General features: G+C 69.5%; 21 protein-coding genes. 5 read left to right on the plus strand and 16 right to left on the minus strand.

Annotated elements, in window-relative coordinates:
- Window positions 1-3: 3 nt before the first annotated feature.
- Window positions 4-636 (plus strand): TetR/AcrR family transcriptional regulator, encoded by a 633-nt coding sequence (locus AC07OX_RS17285; RefSeq protein WP_495261076.1) that lies wholly within the window; start codon window positions 4-6, stop codon window positions 634-636.
- Between the two features lie 50 nt (window positions 637-686).
- Here the strand turns inward: AC07OX_RS17285 and AC07OX_RS17290 are convergent, their stop codons facing one another.
- From AC07OX_RS17290 to AC07OX_RS17300, 3 genes are all read right to left on the minus strand, one after another.
- A complete protein-coding gene (locus AC07OX_RS17290) occupies window positions 687-1,844 on the minus strand; it encodes an alpha-hydroxy acid oxidase (protein ID WP_101493230.1) in 1,158 nt (385 codons plus the stop codon).
- A gap of 138 nt (window positions 1,845-1,982) precedes the next feature.
- Window positions 1,983-2,876: a LysR substrate-binding domain-containing protein gene (locus AC07OX_RS17295; protein ID WP_307694871.1), complete on the minus strand. Its 894-nt coding sequence runs from the start codon at window positions 2,874-2,876 to the stop codon at window positions 1,983-1,985.
- A gap of 31 nt (window positions 2,877-2,907) precedes the next feature.
- A complete protein-coding gene (locus AC07OX_RS17300; protein ID WP_495261075.1) occupies window positions 2,908-3,489 on the minus strand; it encodes a TetR/AcrR family transcriptional regulator in 582 nt (193 codons plus the stop codon).
- A gap of 88 nt (window positions 3,490-3,577) precedes the next feature.
- Between AC07OX_RS17300 and AC07OX_RS17305 the strand changes: the two genes are divergently transcribed.
- Entirely contained in the window at window positions 3,578-4,000 is a 423-nt protein-coding gene (locus AC07OX_RS17305) for a nuclear transport factor 2 family protein (RefSeq protein ID WP_495261074.1), read from the plus strand.
- Window positions 4,001-4,073: 73 nt separating this feature from the next.
- On the plus strand, window positions 4,074-4,517 hold the full coding sequence (cynS, locus tag AC07OX_RS17310; RefSeq protein ID WP_495261073.1) for a cyanase: 444 nt from the start codon (window positions 4,074-4,076) through the stop codon (window positions 4,515-4,517).
- 10 nt (window positions 4,518-4,527) lie between these two features.
- Here the strand turns inward: cynS and AC07OX_RS17315 are convergent, their stop codons facing one another.
- The 5 genes from AC07OX_RS17315 to AC07OX_RS17335 all read right to left on the minus strand — a co-directional run bounded on the left by AC07OX_RS17315 (window position 4,528) and on the right by AC07OX_RS17335 (window position 9,374).
- The gene (locus AC07OX_RS17315) at window positions 4,528-5,292 is read right to left on the minus strand and encodes an SDR family oxidoreductase (RefSeq protein WP_495261072.1); all 765 of its coding nucleotides are present in this window, start codon (window positions 5,290-5,292) and stop codon (window positions 4,528-4,530) included.
- 157 nt (window positions 5,293-5,449) lie between these two features.
- Window positions 5,450-5,986, minus strand: a complete 537-nt coding sequence (locus tag AC07OX_RS17320) for a hypothetical protein (protein ID WP_495261071.1) — start codon at window positions 5,984-5,986, stop codon at window positions 5,450-5,452.
- Between the two features lie 22 nt (window positions 5,987-6,008).
- Window positions 6,009-6,614, minus strand: coding sequence for a Pr6Pr family membrane protein (locus tag AC07OX_RS17325; protein ID WP_495261070.1), 606 nt, complete (start codon window positions 6,612-6,614; stop codon window positions 6,009-6,011).
- Window positions 6,615-6,627: 13 nt separating this feature from the next.
- Window positions 6,628-6,987, minus strand: a complete 360-nt coding sequence (locus tag AC07OX_RS17330; protein ID WP_495261069.1) for a DUF1161 domain-containing protein — start codon at window positions 6,985-6,987, stop codon at window positions 6,628-6,630.
- Between the two features lie 152 nt (window positions 6,988-7,139).
- Complete coding sequence (locus tag AC07OX_RS17335) at window positions 7,140-9,374, minus strand: NADP-dependent isocitrate dehydrogenase (protein ID WP_095949616.1); 2,235 nt, start codon at window positions 9,372-9,374, stop codon at window positions 7,140-7,142.
- Between the two features lie 167 nt (window positions 9,375-9,541).
- On the opposite strand from AC07OX_RS17335, the gene AC07OX_RS17340 reads away from it, so the two are divergent.
- Window positions 9,542-10,348, plus strand: a complete 807-nt coding sequence (locus AC07OX_RS17340) for a hypothetical protein (RefSeq protein WP_495261068.1) — start codon at window positions 9,542-9,544, stop codon at window positions 10,346-10,348.
- A gap of 13 nt (window positions 10,349-10,361) precedes the next feature.
- Here AC07OX_RS17340 and AC07OX_RS17345 read toward each other — a convergent pair whose 3' ends face one another.
- The 7 genes from AC07OX_RS17345 to AC07OX_RS17375 form a co-directional block, all read right to left on the minus strand.
- A complete protein-coding gene (locus AC07OX_RS17345; protein ID WP_495261252.1) occupies window positions 10,362-11,675 on the minus strand; it encodes a CynX/NimT family MFS transporter in 1,314 nt (437 codons plus the stop codon).
- A gap of 5 nt (window positions 11,676-11,680) precedes the next feature.
- Window positions 11,681-12,361 (minus strand): FadR/GntR family transcriptional regulator, encoded by a 681-nt coding sequence (locus AC07OX_RS17350; RefSeq protein WP_095949614.1) that lies wholly within the window; start codon window positions 12,359-12,361, stop codon window positions 11,681-11,683.
- A gap of 112 nt (window positions 12,362-12,473) precedes the next feature.
- Window positions 12,474-13,949 carry a TPM domain-containing protein gene (locus AC07OX_RS17355; RefSeq protein ID WP_495261067.1) on the minus strand — a complete coding sequence of 492 codons (1,476 nt, stop codon included), beginning with the start codon at window positions 13,947-13,949 and terminating at the stop codon, window positions 12,474-12,476.
- Complete coding sequence (gene pbpC / locus AC07OX_RS17360) at window positions 13,946-16,174, minus strand: penicillin-binding protein 1C (protein WP_495261066.1); 2,229 nt, start codon at window positions 16,172-16,174, stop codon at window positions 13,946-13,948. The genes AC07OX_RS17355 and pbpC overlap by 4 nt, the downstream gene beginning before the upstream one ends.
- Before the next feature lie 85 nt (window positions 16,175-16,259).
- The gene (locus AC07OX_RS17365; protein ID WP_495261065.1) at window positions 16,260-18,662 is read right to left on the minus strand and encodes an ATP-binding cassette domain-containing protein; all 2,403 of its coding nucleotides are present in this window, start codon (window positions 18,660-18,662) and stop codon (window positions 16,260-16,262) included.
- A gap of 87 nt (window positions 18,663-18,749) precedes the next feature.
- Window positions 18,750-19,160 carry a VOC family protein gene (locus AC07OX_RS17370; protein WP_062474355.1) on the minus strand — a complete coding sequence of 137 codons (411 nt, stop codon included), beginning with the start codon at window positions 19,158-19,160 and terminating at the stop codon, window positions 18,750-18,752.
- Window positions 19,161-19,191: 31 nt separating this feature from the next.
- On the minus strand, window positions 19,192-19,638 hold the full coding sequence (locus AC07OX_RS17375) for a helix-turn-helix transcriptional regulator (RefSeq protein ID WP_495261064.1): 447 nt from the start codon (window positions 19,636-19,638) through the stop codon (window positions 19,192-19,194).
- Window positions 19,639-19,821: 183 nt separating this feature from the next.
- Here AC07OX_RS17375 and AC07OX_RS17380 point away from each other — a divergent pair, with 183 nt between their 5' ends.
- Complete coding sequence (locus AC07OX_RS17380; protein ID WP_495261063.1) at window positions 19,822-20,028, plus strand: hypothetical protein; 207 nt, start codon at window positions 19,822-19,824, stop codon at window positions 20,026-20,028.
- A gap of 87 nt (window positions 20,029-20,115) precedes the next feature.
- On the opposite strand, the gene AC07OX_RS17385 is transcribed toward AC07OX_RS17380, so the two are convergent.
- The gene (locus AC07OX_RS17385) at window positions 20,116-20,742 is read right to left on the minus strand and encodes a LysE family translocator (protein WP_495261062.1); all 627 of its coding nucleotides are present in this window, start codon (window positions 20,740-20,742) and stop codon (window positions 20,116-20,118) included.

Raw genomic sequence — 20,742 nt, forward strand, 5'->3', positions numbered from 1 at the left:
CCCATGACCGACCGCCCTAGCCCCTCGATCTCCTCTCGCAGGCAGCCCAAGCAGGCGCGCTCGGCCGACCTTCTTGGGGCCATTCTTCAGGCAGCCATTCAGGTTTTGGCGAAAGAGGGCGTGCGCCGCTTCACGACGACGCGCGTCGCCGAGCGCGCGGGCGTGAGCGTGGGGTCGGTGTACCAGTACTTCCCGAACAAGGCGTCGATCCTGTTCCGCTTGCAGAGCGATGAATGGCGGCAGACCACAGAGTTGATGCGCGGCATCCTCGGGGACACGCAGCGTCCCGCGCTGGAGCGCCTGCGCCTGCTGACGCACGCGTTCGTCCGCTCCGAATGCGAAGAGGCCGATGTGCGAACGGCGCTCGGCGACGCCGCGCCGTTCTACCGCGACGCACCCGAGGCACAGGGGGTGCGTGCCGCTGGCGACGAGATCGTTCGCGTGTTCATGCAGCAGGCGCTGCCAGCGGCCTCCGACCCCACGCGCCAGATGGCAGGCGACCTGATCGTGGCGACGCTCAGCGCCGTGGGGAAAGAGTTCTCGGAGCGCCCCCGCACCGACGCCGAGATCGAGGCCTGGGCGGACGCGATGGCCGACATGTTCTGCGTCTACATGGAAAGCCTCGCGTCGCGCTGAGCACTCCGCCGTCGCATCGGCCCGCCCTCGACGAGGTCTTCAGCCGCCCCTCAGAACGTCCCCGGCAACAGGATGTCCGACTTCACATCGTCGATCTGCGTGCGACCGCAGAAGGCCATCGTGATGTCCAGTTCCTTGTGGATGATCTGCAGCGCGCGCGTCACGCCTTCCTGGCCGTAGGCACCCAGGCCGTACAGGAAGCTGCGCCCGATCAGCGTGCCGCGTGCGCCGAGCGCGCGGGCCTTGAGCACGTCCTGGCCGCTGCGCACGCCGCCGTCCATCCACACCTCGATCTGGCTGCCCACGGCATCGGCGATGGCCGGCAGCGCGGCGATGGAGGAGGGCGCGCCGTCGAGCTGGCGCCCGCCATGGTTCGACACGATGAGCGCGTCGGCGCCGCTGGCCACGGCCAGGCGCGCGTCTTCGGCGTCCATGATGCCCTTGAGAATCAGCTTGCCGCCCCAGCGCTTCTTGATCCATTCGACGTCCGCCCAGCTCAGGGCCGGGTCGAACTGTTCGGCGGTCCACGACGACAGCGACGACAGGTCTTTCACGCCCTTGGCGTGGCCGGCGATGTTGCCGAAGGTGCGGCGCTTGGTGCCCAGCATGCCCATGCACCAGCGCGGCTTGGTCGCCAGGTTGATGAGGTTCTTGATGGTGGGCTTGGGCGGCGTCGACAGGCCGTTCTTGATGTCCTTGTGGCGCTGGCCGAGGATCTGCAGGTCGAGCGTGAGCTGCAGCGCCGACACGTTGGCGGCCTTGGCGCGGTCGATCAGGCGTTCGATGAAGTCGCGGTCCTTCATCACGTAGAGCTGGAACCAGAAGGGGTGGCGGTCGGTGTTCTCGGCAATGTCTTCCAGCGAGCAGATGCTCATGGTCGAGAGCGTGAATGGAATGCCGAAGGCCTTGGCCGCGCGCGCGCCCAAAATTTCGCCGTCGGCGTGCTGCATGCCGGTCAGGCCCGTGGGCGCGATGGCCACGGGCATGGCGACCTCCTGGCCGATCATGGTGGTGCGGGTGGAGCGGCCTTCCATGTTCACGGCCACGCGCTGGCGCAGCTTGATCTTCTGGAAGTCGCTCTCGTTGGCGCGGTAGGTGCCCTCGGTCCAGGCGCCGGAGTCGGCGTAGTCGTAGAACATCTTCGGCACGCGCCGCTGGGCGATCGCCCGCAGGTCTTCGATGCAGGTGATCTTGGAAAGGTCGGGCACGGGGGAGGTCTCCTGGCTGGTGTTATTGAGGTCAAGGCGGGCCGCAGGCCATGTGGGCCACGGCAGCGCCGGGGGTCGAGTCTGCAGGGGAAACGCGCCGGCGACCTGAAAAAAGCCCAGACCCCGGCTGAAAATTATTCAGCCCGGCTCGCGCAGCGCCTGGCGCAGCCATTCGACGAAGGTGGCGCATTCCCAGCGTTCCATGGTGCCGGGGCGCCAGCACAGGAAGTAGGCGTTGGGCGAGGGCGCGCTGTGCGGCGACAGGCGCACCAGCCGGCCGTTGTCCAGCCAGGCGCGGCCCAGCCGCAGGTGCATGAGCACCACGCCGAAGTCTTCGGCGGCCGCATCGAGCGCCAGCCCCAAGTCGTTGAACTGGTGGCCCACCGCCGGTTCGGGCAGGCCGATGCCGCAGGCCTTGAACCAGATGCGCCACGACTCCAGCGGCGTGCGCAGCATCTGCACGCGCGCCACCTCGGCATCGGTCGAGAAGTGCTGCTCGAAGGGCCCGTGTCGCTCCAGGTAGGCCGGGCTGCACACCGGCGAGACGTCGTCGGCCAGCAGCTGGCAGAACTCGCGGTCGTGGAACGGGCCGGTGCCGAAGCGCAGCTCGATGTCGGCGTCTTCGGCCGTGAAGTTGCGCACCGGCATGGTCACCTGCAGCATCAGCTCGATGGTCGGGTAGGCGTCGCGGAACTCGGCCAGCCGGGGCAGCAGCATCTGGCGCGAGAAGGTGGGCGTGACCGCCACGCGCAGCCGCCGCACCTGCGACGCGGGCTCGCGCCCCGGCACCTGCTGCAGCGCCGCAATGGCCTCGCGCACGCGCGCCAGGTAGGCCACGCCGTCGGCGCTCAGGCCGAAGTCGTTGCCGGTGAAGAGCTTGAGCTCGAGCTGCGTCTCGAGCTGGCGGATGCGGTGGCTCACGGCGCTTGGCGTCACGCTGAGCTCTTCGGCCGCGACGTTCACGCTGCGCAGCCGCGCGACGGCCTCGAAGGCCTGCAGGCCCTGGGTCGAGGGGAGTCGCGTCGATGCCATGTGTTTCTTGGAAGGAGTGAGCGATGCGATGTTATCGAAGGGCGACCAGCGCATCGAGCAGCCGCCGCAGGTCGTCGACCGCCTCGCGCGCCAGGGCCGCATCGCCCATCTGCGCCTTGACGATGGCGCCGTCGACGCCCAGCGCAGCCGCCTGTGCAACGGTCATGCGTTGCGGGCCGTCGGGCAGCAGGCCGGCGATCACCTCGACCATCTCGCGCTTGTGCTCGCGCGCGATGTCGGCGGCACCGGCCACGCTGGCGCCCACTTCCACCACCGAGTTGATGAAGGCACAGCCCCGAAACAGCGGGTCGGCGAACCACTCGGCCATCACGTCGGCCAGCACCGGCAGCGCCTGCCCCTGCGCGATGCGTTGCTGCGCGTCGCGCCGGCCCAGCGCATCGACGAACCAGGCCATCCACACGCCGTGCCGGTGATCGAGAAAGGCGCGCACCAGGTCGTCCTTCGAGGGGAAATGCCGGTAGAAGGTGACCTTGGTGACGCCCGACGCGGCGATCACGCGGTCGATGCCGGTGGCGCGGATGCCGTCGGCATAGAAGAGCTCGTGCGCCGTGAGCAGGATGCGCTCGCGCGCGGGCAGTGCAGAGATGTCCATGCGGCGATTGTAGGCATGTAGACAGGTCTGTCTACTCGTGGCACATTGCGGGCCTTCATCACTTCATTTCTTTGACTGAAAGACCGCCATGGAATCCCGCCCGCCGCTGCCGCCCTTCACCCTCGAATCCGCCCACCAGAAAGTCCAGGCCGCCGAAGACGCCTGGAACTCGCGCGACCCCGTGCGCGTGAGCCTGGCCTACACGCCCGACACCGAATGGCGCAACCGCGCCGACTTCGTCAATGGCCGCGCGGAGGTGGTGGCGTTCCTGTCGCGCAAGTGGGAGCGCGAGCACGACTACCGCCTGAAGAAGCAGCTGTGGGCCTTCATGGACAACCGCATCGCGGTGCGCTTCGAGTACGAATGGCACGACGCCGCGGGCCAGTGGTTCCGCAGCCACGGCAACGAGAACTGGGAGTTTGCGCAGAACGGCTTGATGCAAAGGCGCTACGCGAGCATCAACGACCAGCCCATCGCGGAATCGGAGCGCAAGTTCCGCTGGGAGCGCTGAGGCGCAGGGGCCGACAACGGGCATGCCTGTTGCTTGCCCTGTCGCATCCCTTCATACCCAGGAGCCAAGCCGCATGAACCGCAACGACGTCACCGAGAAGATCATCACCGTGAAGGTATCCAAGGGCATCCAGTGGGCCGACGTGGCCAGGAAGGTCGGCCTGTCGAAAGAGTGGACCACCGCCGCCTGCCTCGGCCAGATGACGCTCGACGACAAGCAGGCCAAGGTCATCGGCAAGATCTTCGGCCTCACGCCCGAGGAGCAGAAGTGGCTCCAGGTCGTGCCCTACAAGGGCTCGCTGCCCACGCCCGTGCCGACCGACCCGCTGATCTACCGCTGGTACGAGGTGGTGAGCGTGTACGGCACCACCATCAAGGAACTGATCCATGAAGAGTTCGGCGACGGCATCATGAGCGCCATCGACTTCAGCATGGACATCCAGCGCCAGCCCGACCCGAAGGGCGACCGCGTCAACGTGGTGCTGTCGGGCAAGTTCCTGCCGTACAAGAGCTACTGACGTTCGGCTTTCAGTACACCGGTGCCGCCGGCTTCGGCCGCGGCGTCGGGGCCGGGCGCCAGCCGGGGCCGGCCATGCCGTAGCGCGCGCCCTCGATCGCACCCGCAATGGCACGCGCCACGCTGTCGACCGGTGTCGCCAGGCGCCGCCGCGTCCGCATGCGCTCGAAGGCGTAGCTGTCGGCGATGCGCTCGGCCAGCGGGTCAGAGGCCTCGGCCACGTCGGGGCTCACCAGCGAGACGTGCACGCGCCCCGCGTGTTCCCGCCGCAGCCCTTCGGAAATGGCCTGCACCGCGTACTGCGTGCCGTGGTAGACGGCCGAGTCGGGCGTGGCGCCGCCCATGGCCACCGGCGCGACGTTGACGATGTGGCCCCAGCCCTGCTCCTGCATCGTGGGTAGCACGGCCGCCACGCCCAGCAGCATGCCGCGCAGGTTGACGTCGATCATCAGCTCCCACTCCTCGATCTTGCGCTGCCACAGCGGCGACAGCGGCATCACGCCGGCGGCGTTCACGAGCACGTCGATGCGGTCGTGCGTGTCGAGGGCGAACTCGGCAAAGGCCTCCATGTCGGGCCGGTGCGTCACGTCCAGCCGCCGGAAGCTCGCCGAGCCGCCGGTGGCGTTGATCTCGGCCGCGAGCGCCGCGAGCCGTTCGGTGCGGCGCGCGCCGAGCACCACATGGGCGCCGCGCCGCGCGAGCCGCCGCGCCGTCGCCTCGCCGATGCCGCTGCTGGCGCCGGTGACGAGAACCACTGTGTCCTGGATTGCACTCATACAAAACTCCTCATGCGGGTCGATGCGCCACGGCGCGAAGGGTGCGCCGGGCATGCAGAGGAGTCTCGGGGCGAAGGGGCCGGAGGCGGTATCCGGATCGAACGAGGTTTTTGCCTGATCCTGCGAAAACGTTGGGCGGCACCCGGCCGGGGCCGGATCACGAGGTGCGGGCTTTGGCTGGCACGCAGGGCAGTTGGGCGCAGTGCTTGCGCACGGCCTCGACGATGGCGTCGATCTTCTGTTGTGCTTCGGTCGTGCGGAACGCCGCGCGACTGGCGCGCTTGGCCTGCGGCACATGGCCAACGCCCTGGTACACGTTCAGGAGCGTCAGGTTGGTGCAGTCGAAGCGCTGCAGCATCGCCTGGACCTCCTGGTTGAGCCAGCGCTCCATCTCGTTGATCCGGTCGATGCGCGTGCGGCGAAGCAACTCGTCGTCGGTGTAGTCGTCGAAGTGATCGAAGACGTAGGTGTAGTCGCGCTCTTCGTGATCGCTGAGTTCGTTGCGGATCTGGCTGTGGATGTCGTTGTACGAGAAGTGGTTGCCGCAGCGGGAGATCAGCGGGTTGCATCCCATGCGGTTGTCGCCGGTCTTGCCGACGTACAGCCGCGCGTCGTCTTGCGAGTGGGCAACGACGACGTAGACGGCGAAGCGGCGTTTGAGGCTTTCTCGATGCAGAGTGAAGACGTGGGTCACGGAATGAAGTGATCGAACGGTGCTACAGGCGGCGCCGGCCCAGCCGGTTGCCCAACGCCAGCAGCGCCCATCCCGCCAGCCCGAAGGTCAACGCGATGCCTGCGGCGTAGAGGGCCACGCCGCCGTAGCCGCCGACGTTGGCGGGGTTGAGGAAGGGGTAGGGGTACCAGCCGGTGCGGCTGCCGCGCACCAGCGTGTAGACCAGGTAGGCCATCGGGAAGACCAGCGTCCACAGCAGCTGCCGGCCACCGAGGCGCCTGCGCGGCGGCTGCAGCAGCCAGTCGAGCAGCACGATGCAGGGCATGACGTGGTGTAGCAGCGTGTTGATCCACGGCCGCAGCGCGCCGAGGTCGACGTCGCGCAGCAGCAGCGAGAAGACGATGCCGACCACCACCATGTTCACGGCCGACAGGGCGCGCAGCCCTTCGTCGGGCCCCGTGGACGCCGGGCGCCAGAGGCGACGCGCGCCCAGCACCAGCACGATCGCCGCGAACAGGTTCGAGAGGTTGGTGAAGAAGCTGAAGAAGTTGACGACGTCGAAGCCCATGCGGACATGGATCGCCAGCTGCCAGCCGATCGCCACCAGGGTCAGCAGGCCGAAGAACAGACGCAGCGTGGACCAGGCCATGGGATGCCGGTCCTCAGGGCCTGCAGCTGCCGCCCATGGACACCGAGCCGTCCTTGCATTCGGTGAGGATGGGCTCGCCGCGCGACGCGGGCGCCGAGGTGGCGCTCGGGGGCGGCGAGGCCGCGCCGCCTTCGCGCTGGTAGACGATCTTCTTCGTGCCCAGCTCGCAGCTGCCCACCACCTGGCCGCTGGCCGTGGCGGCGGCATCGACGGTGACGACGCTGAAGTTCGTCACGCCCGAGGCGGCGATCTTCGCTTCGATCTGGGCGCGCAGCGTTTCGCAGTTGCTCTGAGTGGGGCTCTGGGCATGGGCGCTGCCGGCGGCCATGAGCAGGGGCCCGGCGGCGGCAACAGCAAGCCAATGGCGTTTCATGAGGGGCCTGCCTTTCTTTCTTGCGTGCAGTGGGGCGGGAGAAATCGGAGTCTAGTCGTGCACAAAGACCAACGGCCCGCCGCGTGAGCGACAGGCCGTTGGTGTGGGCACTTCCGGGCCTGGTCAGGCCCGGGAGGCGCAACGCAGCGGAATCAGACCGCCGGTGCCAACACTGCGTTCAGCGTGGCGCTCGGGCGCATCACGGCTTCGTACTTCTTCGGGTCGGCCAGGTAGTAGCCGCCGATGTCCACGGCCTTGCCCTGCACGGCCGCGAGTTCGTCGACGATCTTCTTCTCGTTGGCGGTGAGTGCCTCGGCCAGCTTCTTGAACTTGGCCTGCAGCTCCTTGTCCTCGGTCTGTGCGGCGAGTTCCTGGGCCCAGTACATGGCCAGGTAGAACTGGCTGCCGCGGTTGTCGAGCTGGCCGGTCTTGGGCGACGGGTTCTTGTTGTTGTCCAGCAGCTGGCCGGTGGCGGCGTCGAGCGTCTTGGCCAGGATCTTGGCCTGCGCGTTGCCGGTCTTCAGGCCCAGGTCTTCCAGGCTCACGGCCAGCGCGAGGAATTCACCCAGCGAGTCCCAGCGCAGGTGGTTTTCTTCCACCAGCTGCTGCACGTGCTTGGGGGCCGAGCCGCCCGCGCCGGTCTCGTACATGCCGCCGCCGGCCATGAGCGGCACGATCGACAGCATCTTGGCCGAGGTGCCCAGTTCCATGATGGGGAACAGGTCGGTGAGGTAGTCGCGCAGGATGTTGCCGGTGGCGCTGATGGTGTCCAGGCCGCGCACGACGCGCTCCAGCGTGTAGCGCATGGCGCGCACCTGGCTCATGATCTGGATGTCCAGGCCCGTGGTGTCGTGCTCGTGCAGGTACATCTTGACCTTGGTGATCAGCTGCGCTTCGTGCGGGCGGTAGGCGTCGAGCCAGAACACGACCGGCATGCCGGAGTTGCGCGCGCGGTTGACGGCCAGCTTCACCCAGTCGCGGATGGCGGCGTCCTTGACCTGGCACATGCGCCAGATGTCGCCCTTCTCCACGTCTTCGCTCATCAGCACTTCGCCGGTGTCCAGGTCGGTGATGTTGGCCACGCCGTCTTCGGGGATCTCGAAGGTCTTGTCGTGCGAGCCGTACTCTTCGGCCTTCTGCGCCATGAGGCCGACGTTGGGCACGGTGCCCATGGTCTTGGGGTCGAAGGCGCCGTGCCACTTGCAGAAGTTGATGATCTCCTGGTAGATGCGGGCGAAGGTCGATTCGGGCATCACGGCCTTGACGTCCTTCAGGCGGCCGTCGGCGCCCCACATCTTGCCGCCGTTGCGGATCATGGCGGGCATGGAGGCGTCCACGATCACGTCGTTGGGCGAGTGGAAGTTGGTGATGCCCTTGGCCGAGTCGACCATGGCCAGCTCGGGGCGGCCTTCGTGGCAGGCGTGCAGGTCGCGCTTGATCTCGTCCTGCGTGCTCTGGGGCAGCGTGGCGATCTTGTTGTACAGGTCGACCATGCCGTTGTTGACGTTGATGCCCAGCTCGTCGAACAGCTTGCCGTGTTTCTCGAAGGCTTCCTTGTAGAAGATCTTCACGCAGTGGCCGAACACGATGGGGTGCGAGACCTTCATCATGGTGGCCTTCACGTGCAGCGAGAACATCACGCCGGTCTTGTGCGCGTCTTCGATTTCCTTTTCATAGAAGGCCAGCAGGGCCTTCTTGCTCATGAACATGGAGTCGATGATCTCGCGGTCGAGCAGGGCGACCTTGGGCTTGAGCACGATGGTCTTGCCGCTCTTGGTGAGCAGTTCCATCTTGACGTTGCGCGCGCGGTCCAGGGTCATGGACTTTTCGCCGTGATAGAAGTCGCCGCCATGCATGTGCGAGACGTGCGAGCGCGAGGCCTGGCTCCACTCGGCCATGCTGTGCGGGTTCTTGCGGGCGTATTCCTTCACGGCGCGGGGCGCGCGGCGGTCGGAGTTGCCTTCGCGCAGCACGGGGTTCACGGCGCTGCCGGTGCACTTGTTGTAGCGCGTGCGGATGTCCTTGTCCTCGTCGGAGGTCGGGTTCTCCGGGTAGTCGGGGATCTTGTAGCCCTTGCCCTGCAGTTCCTTGATGGCCGACTTGAGCTGTGACACCGAGGCGCTGATGTTGGGCAGCTTGATGATGTTGGCTTCGGGCTTGAGCGTGAGCTTGCCCAGTTCGGCCAGGTTGTCGGGCACCTTCTGGTCGTCGCTCAGGAATTCGGGAAACTCGCCCAGGATGCGGGCGGCCACCGAGATGTCGCTCGTCGTCACGTTGATGCCGGCCGGAGCCGTGAAGGCGCGCACGATGGGCAGGAAGGCGTAGGTCGCCAGCAGGGGCGCCTCGTCGGTGAGGGTGTAGACGATGGTGGGTTGCTTCGTGCTCATGCGCTTGCTTCCGTAGGTTCTGGGTTGTCGAGAGGGCTGAAATTTCATTGGGCGAAATGGACTTTCGCCGGAGCCCCCCATTGTCGCCCGGTCGGGCCGGGGCGCGGCCGGAGAAACCCCGATGACCCCTCTGCCAGGGCTTCCCGCGATGGCTACCATTGCGCCCCATGAAAAAGCTGCCTCTTGCCGGGATCGTCGGTCTTCTCGCGTCGCTGCCGGCCGGCCCCCTGCTCGCTGCGCCCGCAGCCCAGGTCTTCGTGGCCGTCAAGACGCCCGAGGCCGTCGACGCCATGTGGCGCGCCCACCTGTGCGCCTTGCTGCCCCAGCCCTGCGATGCGCAGGCGCTGAAGCTGCACCGCCCGCGCGACGGCGGCGCGCCCGACGACTACCTGCTCACCTCGGAAAAGCCCCTGGCCATGGCACGCCTGAAGCGCGACGCCGGCACCGGTGGCTGGCAGCTCGCGCAGCTGCACGATTTCTCGACCTACGTGGCCTCGCAGCAGCGCGACCGCCCCAGCACCGACCCCGAACTGCACCTGGCCCTCGCGCCGGTGCTCTACCCGCTGGCCGAAGGCCGTTGGGCCGTGGCCGTGACCCAGCACGAATCGGAAAGCTATTCGGGCGGCGGCGCGTCCTATGTGACGGCCGACTTCGTGCCGCTGGACACGCCGCCCGGGCAGCGCGCCAAGGCCGCGCGCGAGAGCATCCCGTACTGGTGCTCGCGGTCGATCCGCGCCTGCTTCAGCGAGAAGGAATACAAGACCTCGAAGCACTGCCACGACGAAAGCCGCGGCAGCCTGCGCATCGCCTACGACGCGCCGGCGAAGGCCGGCGGCCCCTATGTGTGGCGCTACACCTGGCTGCAGAGCGAGTGGCCGGCGCACACGGGGCCGGCCGGCAACAAGCGCACCAGCGTCGACTTCACGGACGACAGCGCCCGGAAGCCGACTGCCTGCGATGGCGGACTGCAGTAGGCAAAACAGCGGCTCAGTGCCGCGGCACCGTCACCGCACCCACGTGCAGCGTGCGCCCCGCGCCCAGCCCCGCCATGACCAGCACCACGCCCAGGCCGACGAACAGCCACGCCGAGGCGCGGAAGCTGCCGGTCCAGCCGTGCAGCAGCCCGGCCAGCAGCGGGCCGAAGGCCGCCACCATGTAGCCCACGCCCTGCGCCATGCCCGACAGGTGCGCGGCAATGTGCGAATCGGGCGAGCGCAGCACGATCATCGTGAGCGCCAGCGCGAAGGTGCCGCCCTGCGAAATGCCCAGCACCACGGCCCAGGTCCACATGCCGCCGGGGGCGTCCAGCGGCGCGAACAGCATGGCCAGCATGGCCGCCACCGTCATCGCCGACAGCACCACCGCCAGCGCGCGCTGGTTGCGCAGCTTCACGGCCAGCGCCGGCACCACGAGGCAGGTCACGACCTGCGTCATGACCGACAGCGACACCACGTAGCCAGCCATTTCGCCGCTGAGCCCGCGCTCGCGCAGGATCGGCGCCAGCCAGCCCATCACGATGTACGCCAGGGCCGACTGCAGCCCCATGAAGAAGGTGACCTGCCAGGCCAGCCGGTCGCGCCACAGGCCGCGCACGGTGAAGCCCGACTCGCTGGCCACCGGCTTGAGCGGCAGCGCCTGCGGCGCCCAGATGAACGTGACCAGCGCGGCCGGCACGGCCCACATGGCGAGCGCCAGCGTCCAGCCGCCGCCCAGCGCGTGCTCCAGCGGCACCGTCAGGCCCGCGGCGCTGGCGGCGCCGCCGCACACGGCCATGGTGTACAGGCCCATCATCAGCGCGGCCTGCTTGGCGAAGTCGCGCTTCACCAGGCCCGAGAGCAGCACGTTCGACACCGCGATGCCGCTGCCCGCGATGGCCGAGGCCAGGAACAGCAGCGGGATGTTGCCGGTGCCGCGCAGCACCGTGCCCACGCCGATCAGCACCATGCAGCCCAGCAGCGTGCGCTCGGTGCCGAAGCGGCGCCCGAGCCAGGGCGCCATCGGCGCGAACACGCCCAGGCAGACGATGGGCAGCGTGGTCAGCAGGCTGGCGGCGGTGGCCGACAGGCCCGTGGCACGGATGATTTCCGGCAGCACCACCGACAGGCTGGCGAACACCGGCCGCAGGTTGAAGGCGATGAGCACCACCGTCAGGCCCAGCAGCAGCCGGCGGCCCCGGCTGGGCGTCGGCGTGGGGCGCGGCGCGGGCAGGCTGTCGACTTCGGCGTCGATCAGCAGTTCTTCGGCGCCCGATGGGCCCGCCTGGGTGCGCGCGGTGGTGGCTGCACCCGTGGGCAAGGTCATCGTGCTCATGCCGTGCCCAATGCGAGCGCGTTGAGCGTCGGCGCCATCAGCTCGCGCACGGCGGCGGCGGCGCGCTCGGGGTCGCGGCTCGCAATGCCTTCGACGATGGCGCGGTGCGCCGCCTCGTCGGGCTCGGGCAGGCTGGCGCTCAGCGTGCTGGCGATGGTTTCCTTGATGTAGCCGGTGATGAAGCGGCAGGTCTCGACCAGCGCCAGGTTGCCCGACACATCGACGATGGCCAGGTGAAAGGCCAGGTCGCGCTCGATGAAGGCCGCGCCGCCGTCGGCCAGGTCGGGCTGGCCGCGCTTGTCGAGCAGGGCGTTCAGCCGGCGCAGGTCTTTCGCGGTGTGGCGCACGGCGGCGAGCCGGGCGGCCTCGACCTCGAGCGCGCGGCGCACCTCGAACTGGTCGCGCAGGCTGGCCAGGCGCAGCTTCTGCAGGCTGGCCGAGGGGTCGAAGCCCGAGCGCACGTAGGTGCCCGAACCCTGCCGCACCTCGAGCAGGCCGCGCGAGACCAGCGTCTTCACCGCCTCGCGCACCGTGCCGCGGCTCACGCCCAGCAGCTGCGCCAGCTGGGGCTCGATCGGAATGCGCGAGCCGATGGGCCAGCGGCCCGCCGCGATTTCGGTGCGGATGCTGTTCGCGGCGGCGTCGGCCAGGGAGGTGCGGGGCGGTTGGACGAGCATGGGATCAGGGCGGCTTATTCATTGAATGATTGGATGAATTTAACCACTGTTAAAAAGACGCGGTCGGCGGGAGGGGCATGAGGCGGCGCGGAAGGGGGGCCGGCCGCCTGCTTTACCAGCTGCCCGAGGCGCCGCCGCCGCTGCTCGAACCGCCGCTGTCCGAGGAGGACGAAGACGACGACGAGGAAGAGGACGACGAACTGCTGCTCCAGCCGCTGTCCCCATCGTCGTCGCTGCTGCCCGATTCCCAGACGCCGGGCGGCAGGAAGCCGATCAGCATCGAGAAGAACGCCGCCAGCCCAATGGGAATCCACGAGGTGTCCGGCACCGGGCCGGGCGAGGTGATGTGAAACACGTAGCCGCAGATGCCCGCCACGATGATCAGCCGGACGAGGAAGCTGACCACGCTGCGCTGGAAGGTGTTGACCATGCAGCGCACGATGATCACCGCGAACAGCGTCACGCCGCCGAGGCACAGCGCCCACAGGAAGCCCCACCAGAAGCGGTCGGCGCCGACCGTCCACGCAACGGCGACCAGCGACGCGATCACGAGCACGAAGCCGCCCATGAAGATGGCGGCCGTGCGCGACATGCCGCAGAGAAAGCCCAGGCCGTAGCCGAAGATCGCCGGCATCGCCAGCACCAGCGCGATGGCCGGGTTCAGCAGCGCCGCGCCGGCCGCCAGCGGGCCGGCCCCGAGCAGGCCGAGCACCAGGCGCAGGTCGCGCGGGGCAGGGCGCGCACGCGCCGGTGCGGGCTCGATCGCCGCCAGGGCGTCGGCCCAGGGTTCGGGGCGCGTGCTGCCCTTGTGCTTGCCCTTGCGTTGTTTCTCTTCGGCGCGCCGCGAGGCCGAGCTGCCGCGCGGCGGGTCGCGCGGGACGCCGCGGCCGTGGTAAATGCCCAGGCCCAGGCCCCACAGCACCACGCCCAGCAGGCCCCAGCCTTCGGGCGTGACGTGGCCGCCGCGCGTCAGGCTGGTGACCTCCTCGTCGTCGGGTGCGGGGGCGGGTGCGGCGGCGTGGTCCACGACGATCTGCTGCGACTCGGGCGCGACAACGCCCACCTCGCCGTCGAGCAGCCGCGCCAGCGCGCCCACGGCCGCCTGCACGCCGCCGGCGAAGTCGCCCTCGCGAAAGCGCGGCGCCATCTCGCGGTCGATGATGCGGGCCGCCTGGATGTCGGTCACCGTGCCTTCGAGCCCGGTGCCGACCTCGATGCGCATGCGGCGGTCTTTCTGCGCCACGAGCAGCAGGATGCCGTCGTCGGCGTCGTTGCGGCCCAGCCGCCACTTCGCGAACACGCGCGTGGCGTAGCTCTCGATGGTGTCCTCGCCCGTGGTCGGCACGATGAGCACCGCGAGCTGGGCCTGGGTGCGGCTCTGGATGTCGGCGATCTGCGCGCGCAGCGCTTCGGCCTCGCCGGCCGGCAGCGCCTGCGCGAGGTCGACCACGCGCGAACTCATCGGCGGCACCGGCACGGGCTTGGCCTGCGCGGCGCGCGGGCCGGCCAGGCACAGCACGAGCAGCAGGCCCAGGCACAGCGACAGCCAGCGGGGCATCGACAGCGGCACGCGCATCGGCGCGTTCATCGGCGCGCGCCCTTGGTCGCCACCACGCCCGCGCCGCGCACCTCCACCCGGCGCTGGTCGACCACCTTGCCGCTGGCGTCCACCAGCTCGATCAGGTGCCGCCCGGGCCACGGCAGCCACTGCGCGCTGTTGCCGCGCGCGTGGAACTTGCCGTCGATGCGCCACTGCACGCCGCGCCCTTCGGATTCGAAGCGCACGCGCTGGCGCTGCGGCGGAATGTCGGGGTCGAGCGCCAGGATCGTGCCGTCGGCCGGCGCCGTGATGCGCGCCGAGGCGGCGTCGCTCGCCATGCCGGTGTCGAGCGCGAACAGCGGCTGCTCAGTGCCCTGCAAGAACCATTCGCTGCGCGCCGCTTCGAGTGGGCTGCCGTCGGCGCCCGGGCCGAAGCTCACGCGCGCCTCGACCAGCCCGGCGGGCGGCGCGGGCGCGCGGCTGGGTTCGCGCGCGTGCAGGAAGCGCATCACCTCGGCCCACACGGGCGCGGCGCCGCTGGTGCCGCTCACGTCCCACATCGAGGCACCGCTGGCGTTGCCGACCCACACGCCGACCGTGTAGCGCTGCGACCAGCCCACGGCCCAGTTGTCGCGCATGTCCTTGCTGGTGCCGGTCTTCACGGCGGTCCAGAAACGGGTCGAGAGGATGCTGTCCAGGCCGAAGGTGCGCGTGCGCGCGTTCGGGTCGGAGAGGATGTCGCTGACGATGAAGGCGGCGCGCGGATCGAGCAATGGCGCGGCTTCAATGGGCTTCGCCTTGGTGGCCGGGGCAGGGCGCGGCGTGAGCGTGGTCGCCCCGAAGCGCCCGCCGTTGGCCATCATGCGGTAGGCATTGGCCAGCGACAGCAGCGACACCTCGGCGCTGCCCAGTGCCAGGCTGTAGCCGTAGTAGTCGCCGCTCTCGCGCAGCGGCAGGCCGGCGGCGCGCAGCTCGCGCGCGAAGGCCTCGGGCGACACCATCACCAGCGTGCGCACGGCCGGCACGTTGAGCGAGGCGGCCAGCGCGGTGCGCGCCGACACCGGGCCCTTGAAGCGGCGGTCGTAGTTCTGCGGAATGTAGAGGCCGCTCGCGGTGCTGATCTGCGCCGATGAATCTTCGATGAGCGAGGCGGCCGTGATGCGCTTCTCGGCCAGGGCCTGCGCGTACAGCAGCGGCTTGAGCGTGGAGCCGGGCTGGCGCAGCGCGGTCACGCCGTCGACCTCGGCGGCCTGGCTCAGCGGGCCCGAGGAGCCGACCCAGGCCAGCACCTCGCCGCTCGCGTTGTCGAGCACCACGAGCGCGCCGTCTTCGACATGACGGTCGCGCAGCTCGCGCAGGTGGCGCTGCAAGCTGTCGAGCGCATAGCGCTGCAGCGGCGCGCGCAGCGTGGTGCGCACGCTGGTGGGCGCGGTGGCCTTGTCGTTCCCTGCATCACGCAACTCGCGCAGCACCCGCCGCGCGGCATGCGGCGCGATGCCTTCGTTGGGCTCGAACGCGCGCCGCTGCACCACGGCGCTGGTGAACATGTCGAGTGCCTCGCAGTCGGTCTTGGCGCCGGGCTCCATCACGCGCAGCACCTCGCAGGCGCGCTGCGCCACCAGCGCGGGGCGGGCGTTGGGCGCGCGCACCAGCGCGGCGGCCACGGCGGCCTCGCGCGCGTCGAGCCCGCTCGGGGCCTTGCTGAAGAGCGTGCGCGAGAGCGCGTCGATGCCGACGATCTCGCCGCGGAAGGGCACCGTGTTCAGGTAGGCCTCGAGGATCTGGTCCTTGCGCCAGCGGCGCTCCAGCTGCGTGGCGGCCACGGTCTGGCCGATCTTCTGCGTGAAGCTGCGCCCGCCCGCCGCGCGGCGCAGGTCGTCGTCGAGCAGGCCCGCCAGCTGCATGGTGATGGTCGAGGCTCCGCGCGTGCGCGTGTTCCACAGGTTGCCCCAGGCGGCGGCCGAGGCGGCGCGCCAGTCGACGCCGCTGTGTTCGTAGAAGCGCTTGTCCTCGCTCAGCACCATGGCCGCGCGCAGCGCGGGCGACACGTCGGCCAGCGCGGTCCACTGGCCGCGCCGCACCGTGGGGTCGGTGCGTACGCGCTGCAGCAGCTCGCCCTGGCGGTCGAGCACGGCGGTCTCGGAGGAACGGAAGTCGCGCTTCACTTCTTCGAAGCTGGCCAGCGCCCAGGCCGAGGGTGCGGCGGCTGCCGTCAGCAGGACCACGGCCAGGGTGCGCCGGACGGTGGAAGAAAACGAGAACGCAAGAGGCATCGCAGCAGACGGGGCCGCGGGGCGGCAGGCAAAGCGGAGACGGCCCATTCTCCGCCATGCCTTGCGGGGCTCGCCCACGGGCGCGTCAGGTGCCGACGTACGCCGCGAGGTGCTGTCCTGTGAGCGTGGCGCGCTTGGCGACCAGATCGGCCGGCGTGCCCTCGAAGACCACGCGCCCGCCGTCGTGGCCGGCGCCGGGGCCCAGGTCGATGATCCAGTCGGCGTGCGCCATCACCGCCTGGTGGTGCTCGATGACGATGACCGACTTGCCCGCATCCACCAGCCGGTCGAGCAGGGCCAGCAGCTGCGCCACGTCGGCCAGATGCAGGCCGGTGGTCGGCTCGTCGAGCACGTACACGCCGCCCTTCTCGGCCATGTGCGTGGCCAGCTTGAGCCGCTGGCGCTCGCCGCCCGACAGCGTGGTGAGCGGCTGGCCCAGGCTCAGGTAGCCCAGGCCCACGTCGGCCAGCCGTTGCAGGATGGCGTGCGCGGCCGGCGTGCGCGCCGGGCCCTCGCCGAAGAAGGCGGCGGCCTCGGTCACCGGCATCGCGAGCACCTCGCTGATGTCGCGCCCGCCGAAATGGTGCTCGAGCACCGAGGCGTGGAAGCGCTTGCCCTCGCACTCTTCGCAAACGGTGGCCACGCCGGCCATCATCGCCAGGTCGGTGTAGATCACGCCCGCGCCGTTGCAGGTGGGGCAGGCGCCTTCGGAGTTGGCGCTGAACAGGGCCGGTTTCACGCCGTTGGCCTTGGCGAAGGCGTTGCGGATCGGGTCGAGCAGGCCGGTGTAGGTGGCCGGGTTGCTGCGCCGCGAGCCGCGGATGGCGCCCTGGTCGACCGCCACCACGCCCGCGCCGGCGGGGATCGAGCCGTGCACCAGCGAGCTCTTGCCCGAGCCCGCCACGCCGGTCACGACCACCAGCACGCCCAGCGGAATGTCGACATCGACGTTGCGCAGGTTGTGCGCCTTGGCGCCGCGGATCGGCAGCGCGCCGGTGGGCTGGCGCAGCTTCTTCTTGAGCGCGGCCCGGTCGTCCAGGTGCCGGCCCGTGAGCGTGCCGCTGGTGCGCAGCGCTGCCACGCTGCCTTCGAAGCAGACCGTGCCGCCCGCCGAGCCCGCGCCGGGGCCGAGGTCGACGACGTGGTCGGCGATGGCGATGGCCTCGGGCTTGTGTTCCACCACCAGCACCGTGTTGCCCTTGTCGCGCAGGCGCAGCAGCAGCTCGTTCATGCGCTGGATGTCGTGCGGGTGCAGGCCGATGGTGGGCTCGTCGAAGACGTAGGTCACGTCGGTGAGCGAGGAGCCCAGGTGGCGGATCATCTTCACGCGCTGCGCCTCGCCGCCCGAGAGCGTGCCGGAGGGACGGTCGAGGCTGAGGTACCCGAGGCCGATCTCGACGAAGGAATCGAGCGTGTGCGCCAGCTTGGCCAGCAGCGGCGCCACCGAGGGCTCGTTCAGGCCGCCGACCCACGCGGCGAGGTCGCTGATCTGCATCGCGCAGGCCTCGGCGATGTTGAGCTTCTTGATGCGCGACGAACGCGCTGCCTCGCTCAGCCGCGTGCCATCGCACTCGGGGCAGGTGGTGAAGGTCACGGCGCGTTCCACGAAGGCGCGGATGTGCGGCTGCATCGCCTCGACGTCCTTGGCCAGGAACGACTTCTGCACCTGCGGAATGAGGCCCTGGTAGGTGAGGTTGATGCCGTCGATCTTGATCTTGGTCGGCTCCTTGTGGAGCAGGGCGTCGAGCTCTTTTTTCGTGAACTTGCGGATCGGCTTGTCGGGGTCGAAGAAGCCGCAGCCGTTGAAGATGCGCCCGTACCAGCCTTCCATGCTGAAGCCCGGGATGGTGAGCGCGCCTTCGTTGAGCGACTTGCTGTCGTCGTAGAAGGCGGTGAGGTCGAAGTCGGTGACCGCGCCCCGCCCCTCGCAGCGCGGGCACATGCCGCCGGTGCGGCTGAAGGTCTGCTTCACCGTCTTGCTGGCGCCGCGCTCCACCGTGATGGCGCCGGTGGCCTTCACCGAGGGCACGTTGAACGCGAAGGCGCTGGGCGAGCCGATGTGCGGCTTGCCCAGGCGGCTGAACAGAATGCGCAGCATCGCGTTGGCGTCGGTGGCCGTGCCGACGGTGGAGCGCGGGTCGCCGCCCATGCGCTCCTGGTCCACGATGATCGCGGTCGTCAGGCCGTCGAGCACGTCGACCTCGGGCCGCGCCAGCGTCGGCATGAAGCCCTGCACGAAGGCGCTGTAGGTTTCGTTGATGAGCCGCTGCGACTCGGCCGCGATGGTGCCGAACACCAGCGAACTCTTGCCCGAGCCCGAGACGCCCGTGAACACCGTGAGCCGGCGCTTGGGCAGTTCGACGCTGATGTCCTTCAGGTTGTTCACGCGCGCGCCCTGCACGCGGATGAGGTCGTGGTGGTCGGCGGCGTGCCTGCCGTTCGCGTCCTTCGTGCTCTTTGTTTCCTTCTTCGGGGCCTTGCTGCTCATCGGGTCTTTCTCTGGAAGGGACACGGGGCCGCCACGGCGGCGGCGCCCGTGCAGGAGGTCAGGGGGCTGCGGCGCCGGCGGGCCGGCTCAGCGTGTCTGCTGGATGCGGATCAGGTTGCCCGCCGGGTCGCGCACCGCGCAGTCGCGCACGCCATAGGGCTGATCGGTGGGCTCCTGCACGATCTCGGTGCTGCGGGCCTGCAGGCGCTCGAAGGTGCCCTCGAGGTCGGGCGTGGCCAGCAGCAGCGAGGCGAAGGTGCCCTTGGCCATCATCTCGGCGATGGTGCGGCGCTCGTCGTCGGTGAGCCCGGGCGTGGCGGCCGGCGGGTACAGCACGATGGAGGTGGCGGGCTGGCCGGCCGGGCCGACCGTGATCCAGTGCATGCCGCCATAGGCGACGTCGTTGCGCACCTCGAAGCCGAGGGTGTCGCGGTAGAAGGCGAGCGAGGCCTGCGGGTCGGTGTGCGGAAGAAAGCTCGAGTGGATGCTGAGATTCATGATGGCGAGGGTCCGTGGTTGTGTCGGGCCGTCATGCTAGGTGCGAGGCGGGGTTTCGCGCTTCTCGATTCCTGATCGGCCGTGTCACTTGTTTCGCCACGCACGCCGGCATGCCCGCCGTCACCTGCGCCGCCTCGCGCCGGTAGACGCCGGGCGACACACCGACCAGCTCGGTGAAGCGCGTGGTGAAGGTGCCCAACGAGGCGCAGCCGACCTCGAAGCAGACCTCGGTCACGCGCAGGTCGCCGCGGCGCAGCAGCGCCATCGCGCGCTCGATGCGCCGCGTCATCAGGTAGGCGTAGGGCGACTCGCCATAGGCCAGGCGGAACTGGCGGCTGAGGTGGCCGGCCGACATGTTCGCGTCGCGCGCGAGCGCTTCCACGTCCAGCGGCTGCGCGTGTTCGCGGTCGATGCGGTCGCGCACGCGGCGCAGCCGTGCGAGGTCGGGCAGAGAGGGCTGGGGCTGCGTGGCGGTCATCGGCGGGATCGTGCCACGTCGCTACGGCGTGCTCAAGCGCAGGCAAAGGTTCCACATCCGGTAACGAACTTCACACAAGCGCCTGCATCTGGACACCCGATGCGCACGCAGCGGGGCTTCAATACGGTACGGGCTCGCAGGAGGCGCGCCCGACCGTACAGCCCCACCCAAGGAGAACTCCGCATGACGAAAACACTCGCGCTTCTGCTGGCGGCCTCGGCCATCCTGGCTGGTTGCGTGGTCGCACCCTACGACCGGGGCCCGCCCCAGCGCGGCCACGGCTACGACCGCGACCGTGACGGCGTGCCCAACCGCTACGACCGTGACCGCGACAACGACGGCGTGCCCAATCGCTACGACCGCCGGCCGAACAACCCCTACCGCTACTGACACCGGGGCCGAAGGCCCCCAAAGAAAAAGACCGCGAGGCACGCAGCCCCGCGGTCTTTTTTCTTTCTTGTGCGTGTGTGGATGTGCTCAGGCAGCGCGGCGCGCCATCAGCGCCCACAGGCCGGCCGCGCCCAGCAGCGAGCCGCCCGCCAGATGAAAACGCCGCTGCGCGCGCGGCGAGGCGAGCAGCCGGCCGGCCGAGCTCGCGAACACCGCATAGAGCGTGGCGTTGAGCGTGGCCAGCGCCACGAAGGTCAGCGCCAGCACCCACATCTGATGCGACACGTCGGCGCCCGGGCTGATGAACTGCGGCAGGAAGGCCACGAAGAACACGATGCCCTTGGGGTTCAGGGCCGTCACCAGGTAGGTGTTGGCGAACAGGCGCCAGCGCGAGGCCGGTGCGGCCGGCGCGGCGGTCTCGGTGGACGAGATGCCGGCGCGCAGCAGCTTGATGCCCAGGTACAGCAGGTACAGGCCGCCGACCCACTTCACCACCGTGAACCAGAAGGCCGAGGTGGCCAGCAGCGCGCCCAGCCCCAGCAGCGACACCACCAGCGCGGTTGAATCGCCCAGCGCCACGGCGGCCACCAGCGGCACGTTGGCGCGGCGACCGTGCGACATCGAATAGCTGATCACCGTGAGGATGGTCGGCCCCGGAATGATCAGCAGCAGCGCGGACGCGGCGACGAAGGCGAGCCAGAGTTCGATGGGCAT

It is taken from the genome of Variovorax sp. GW821-FHT09D07 (genome assembly GCF_059416345.1).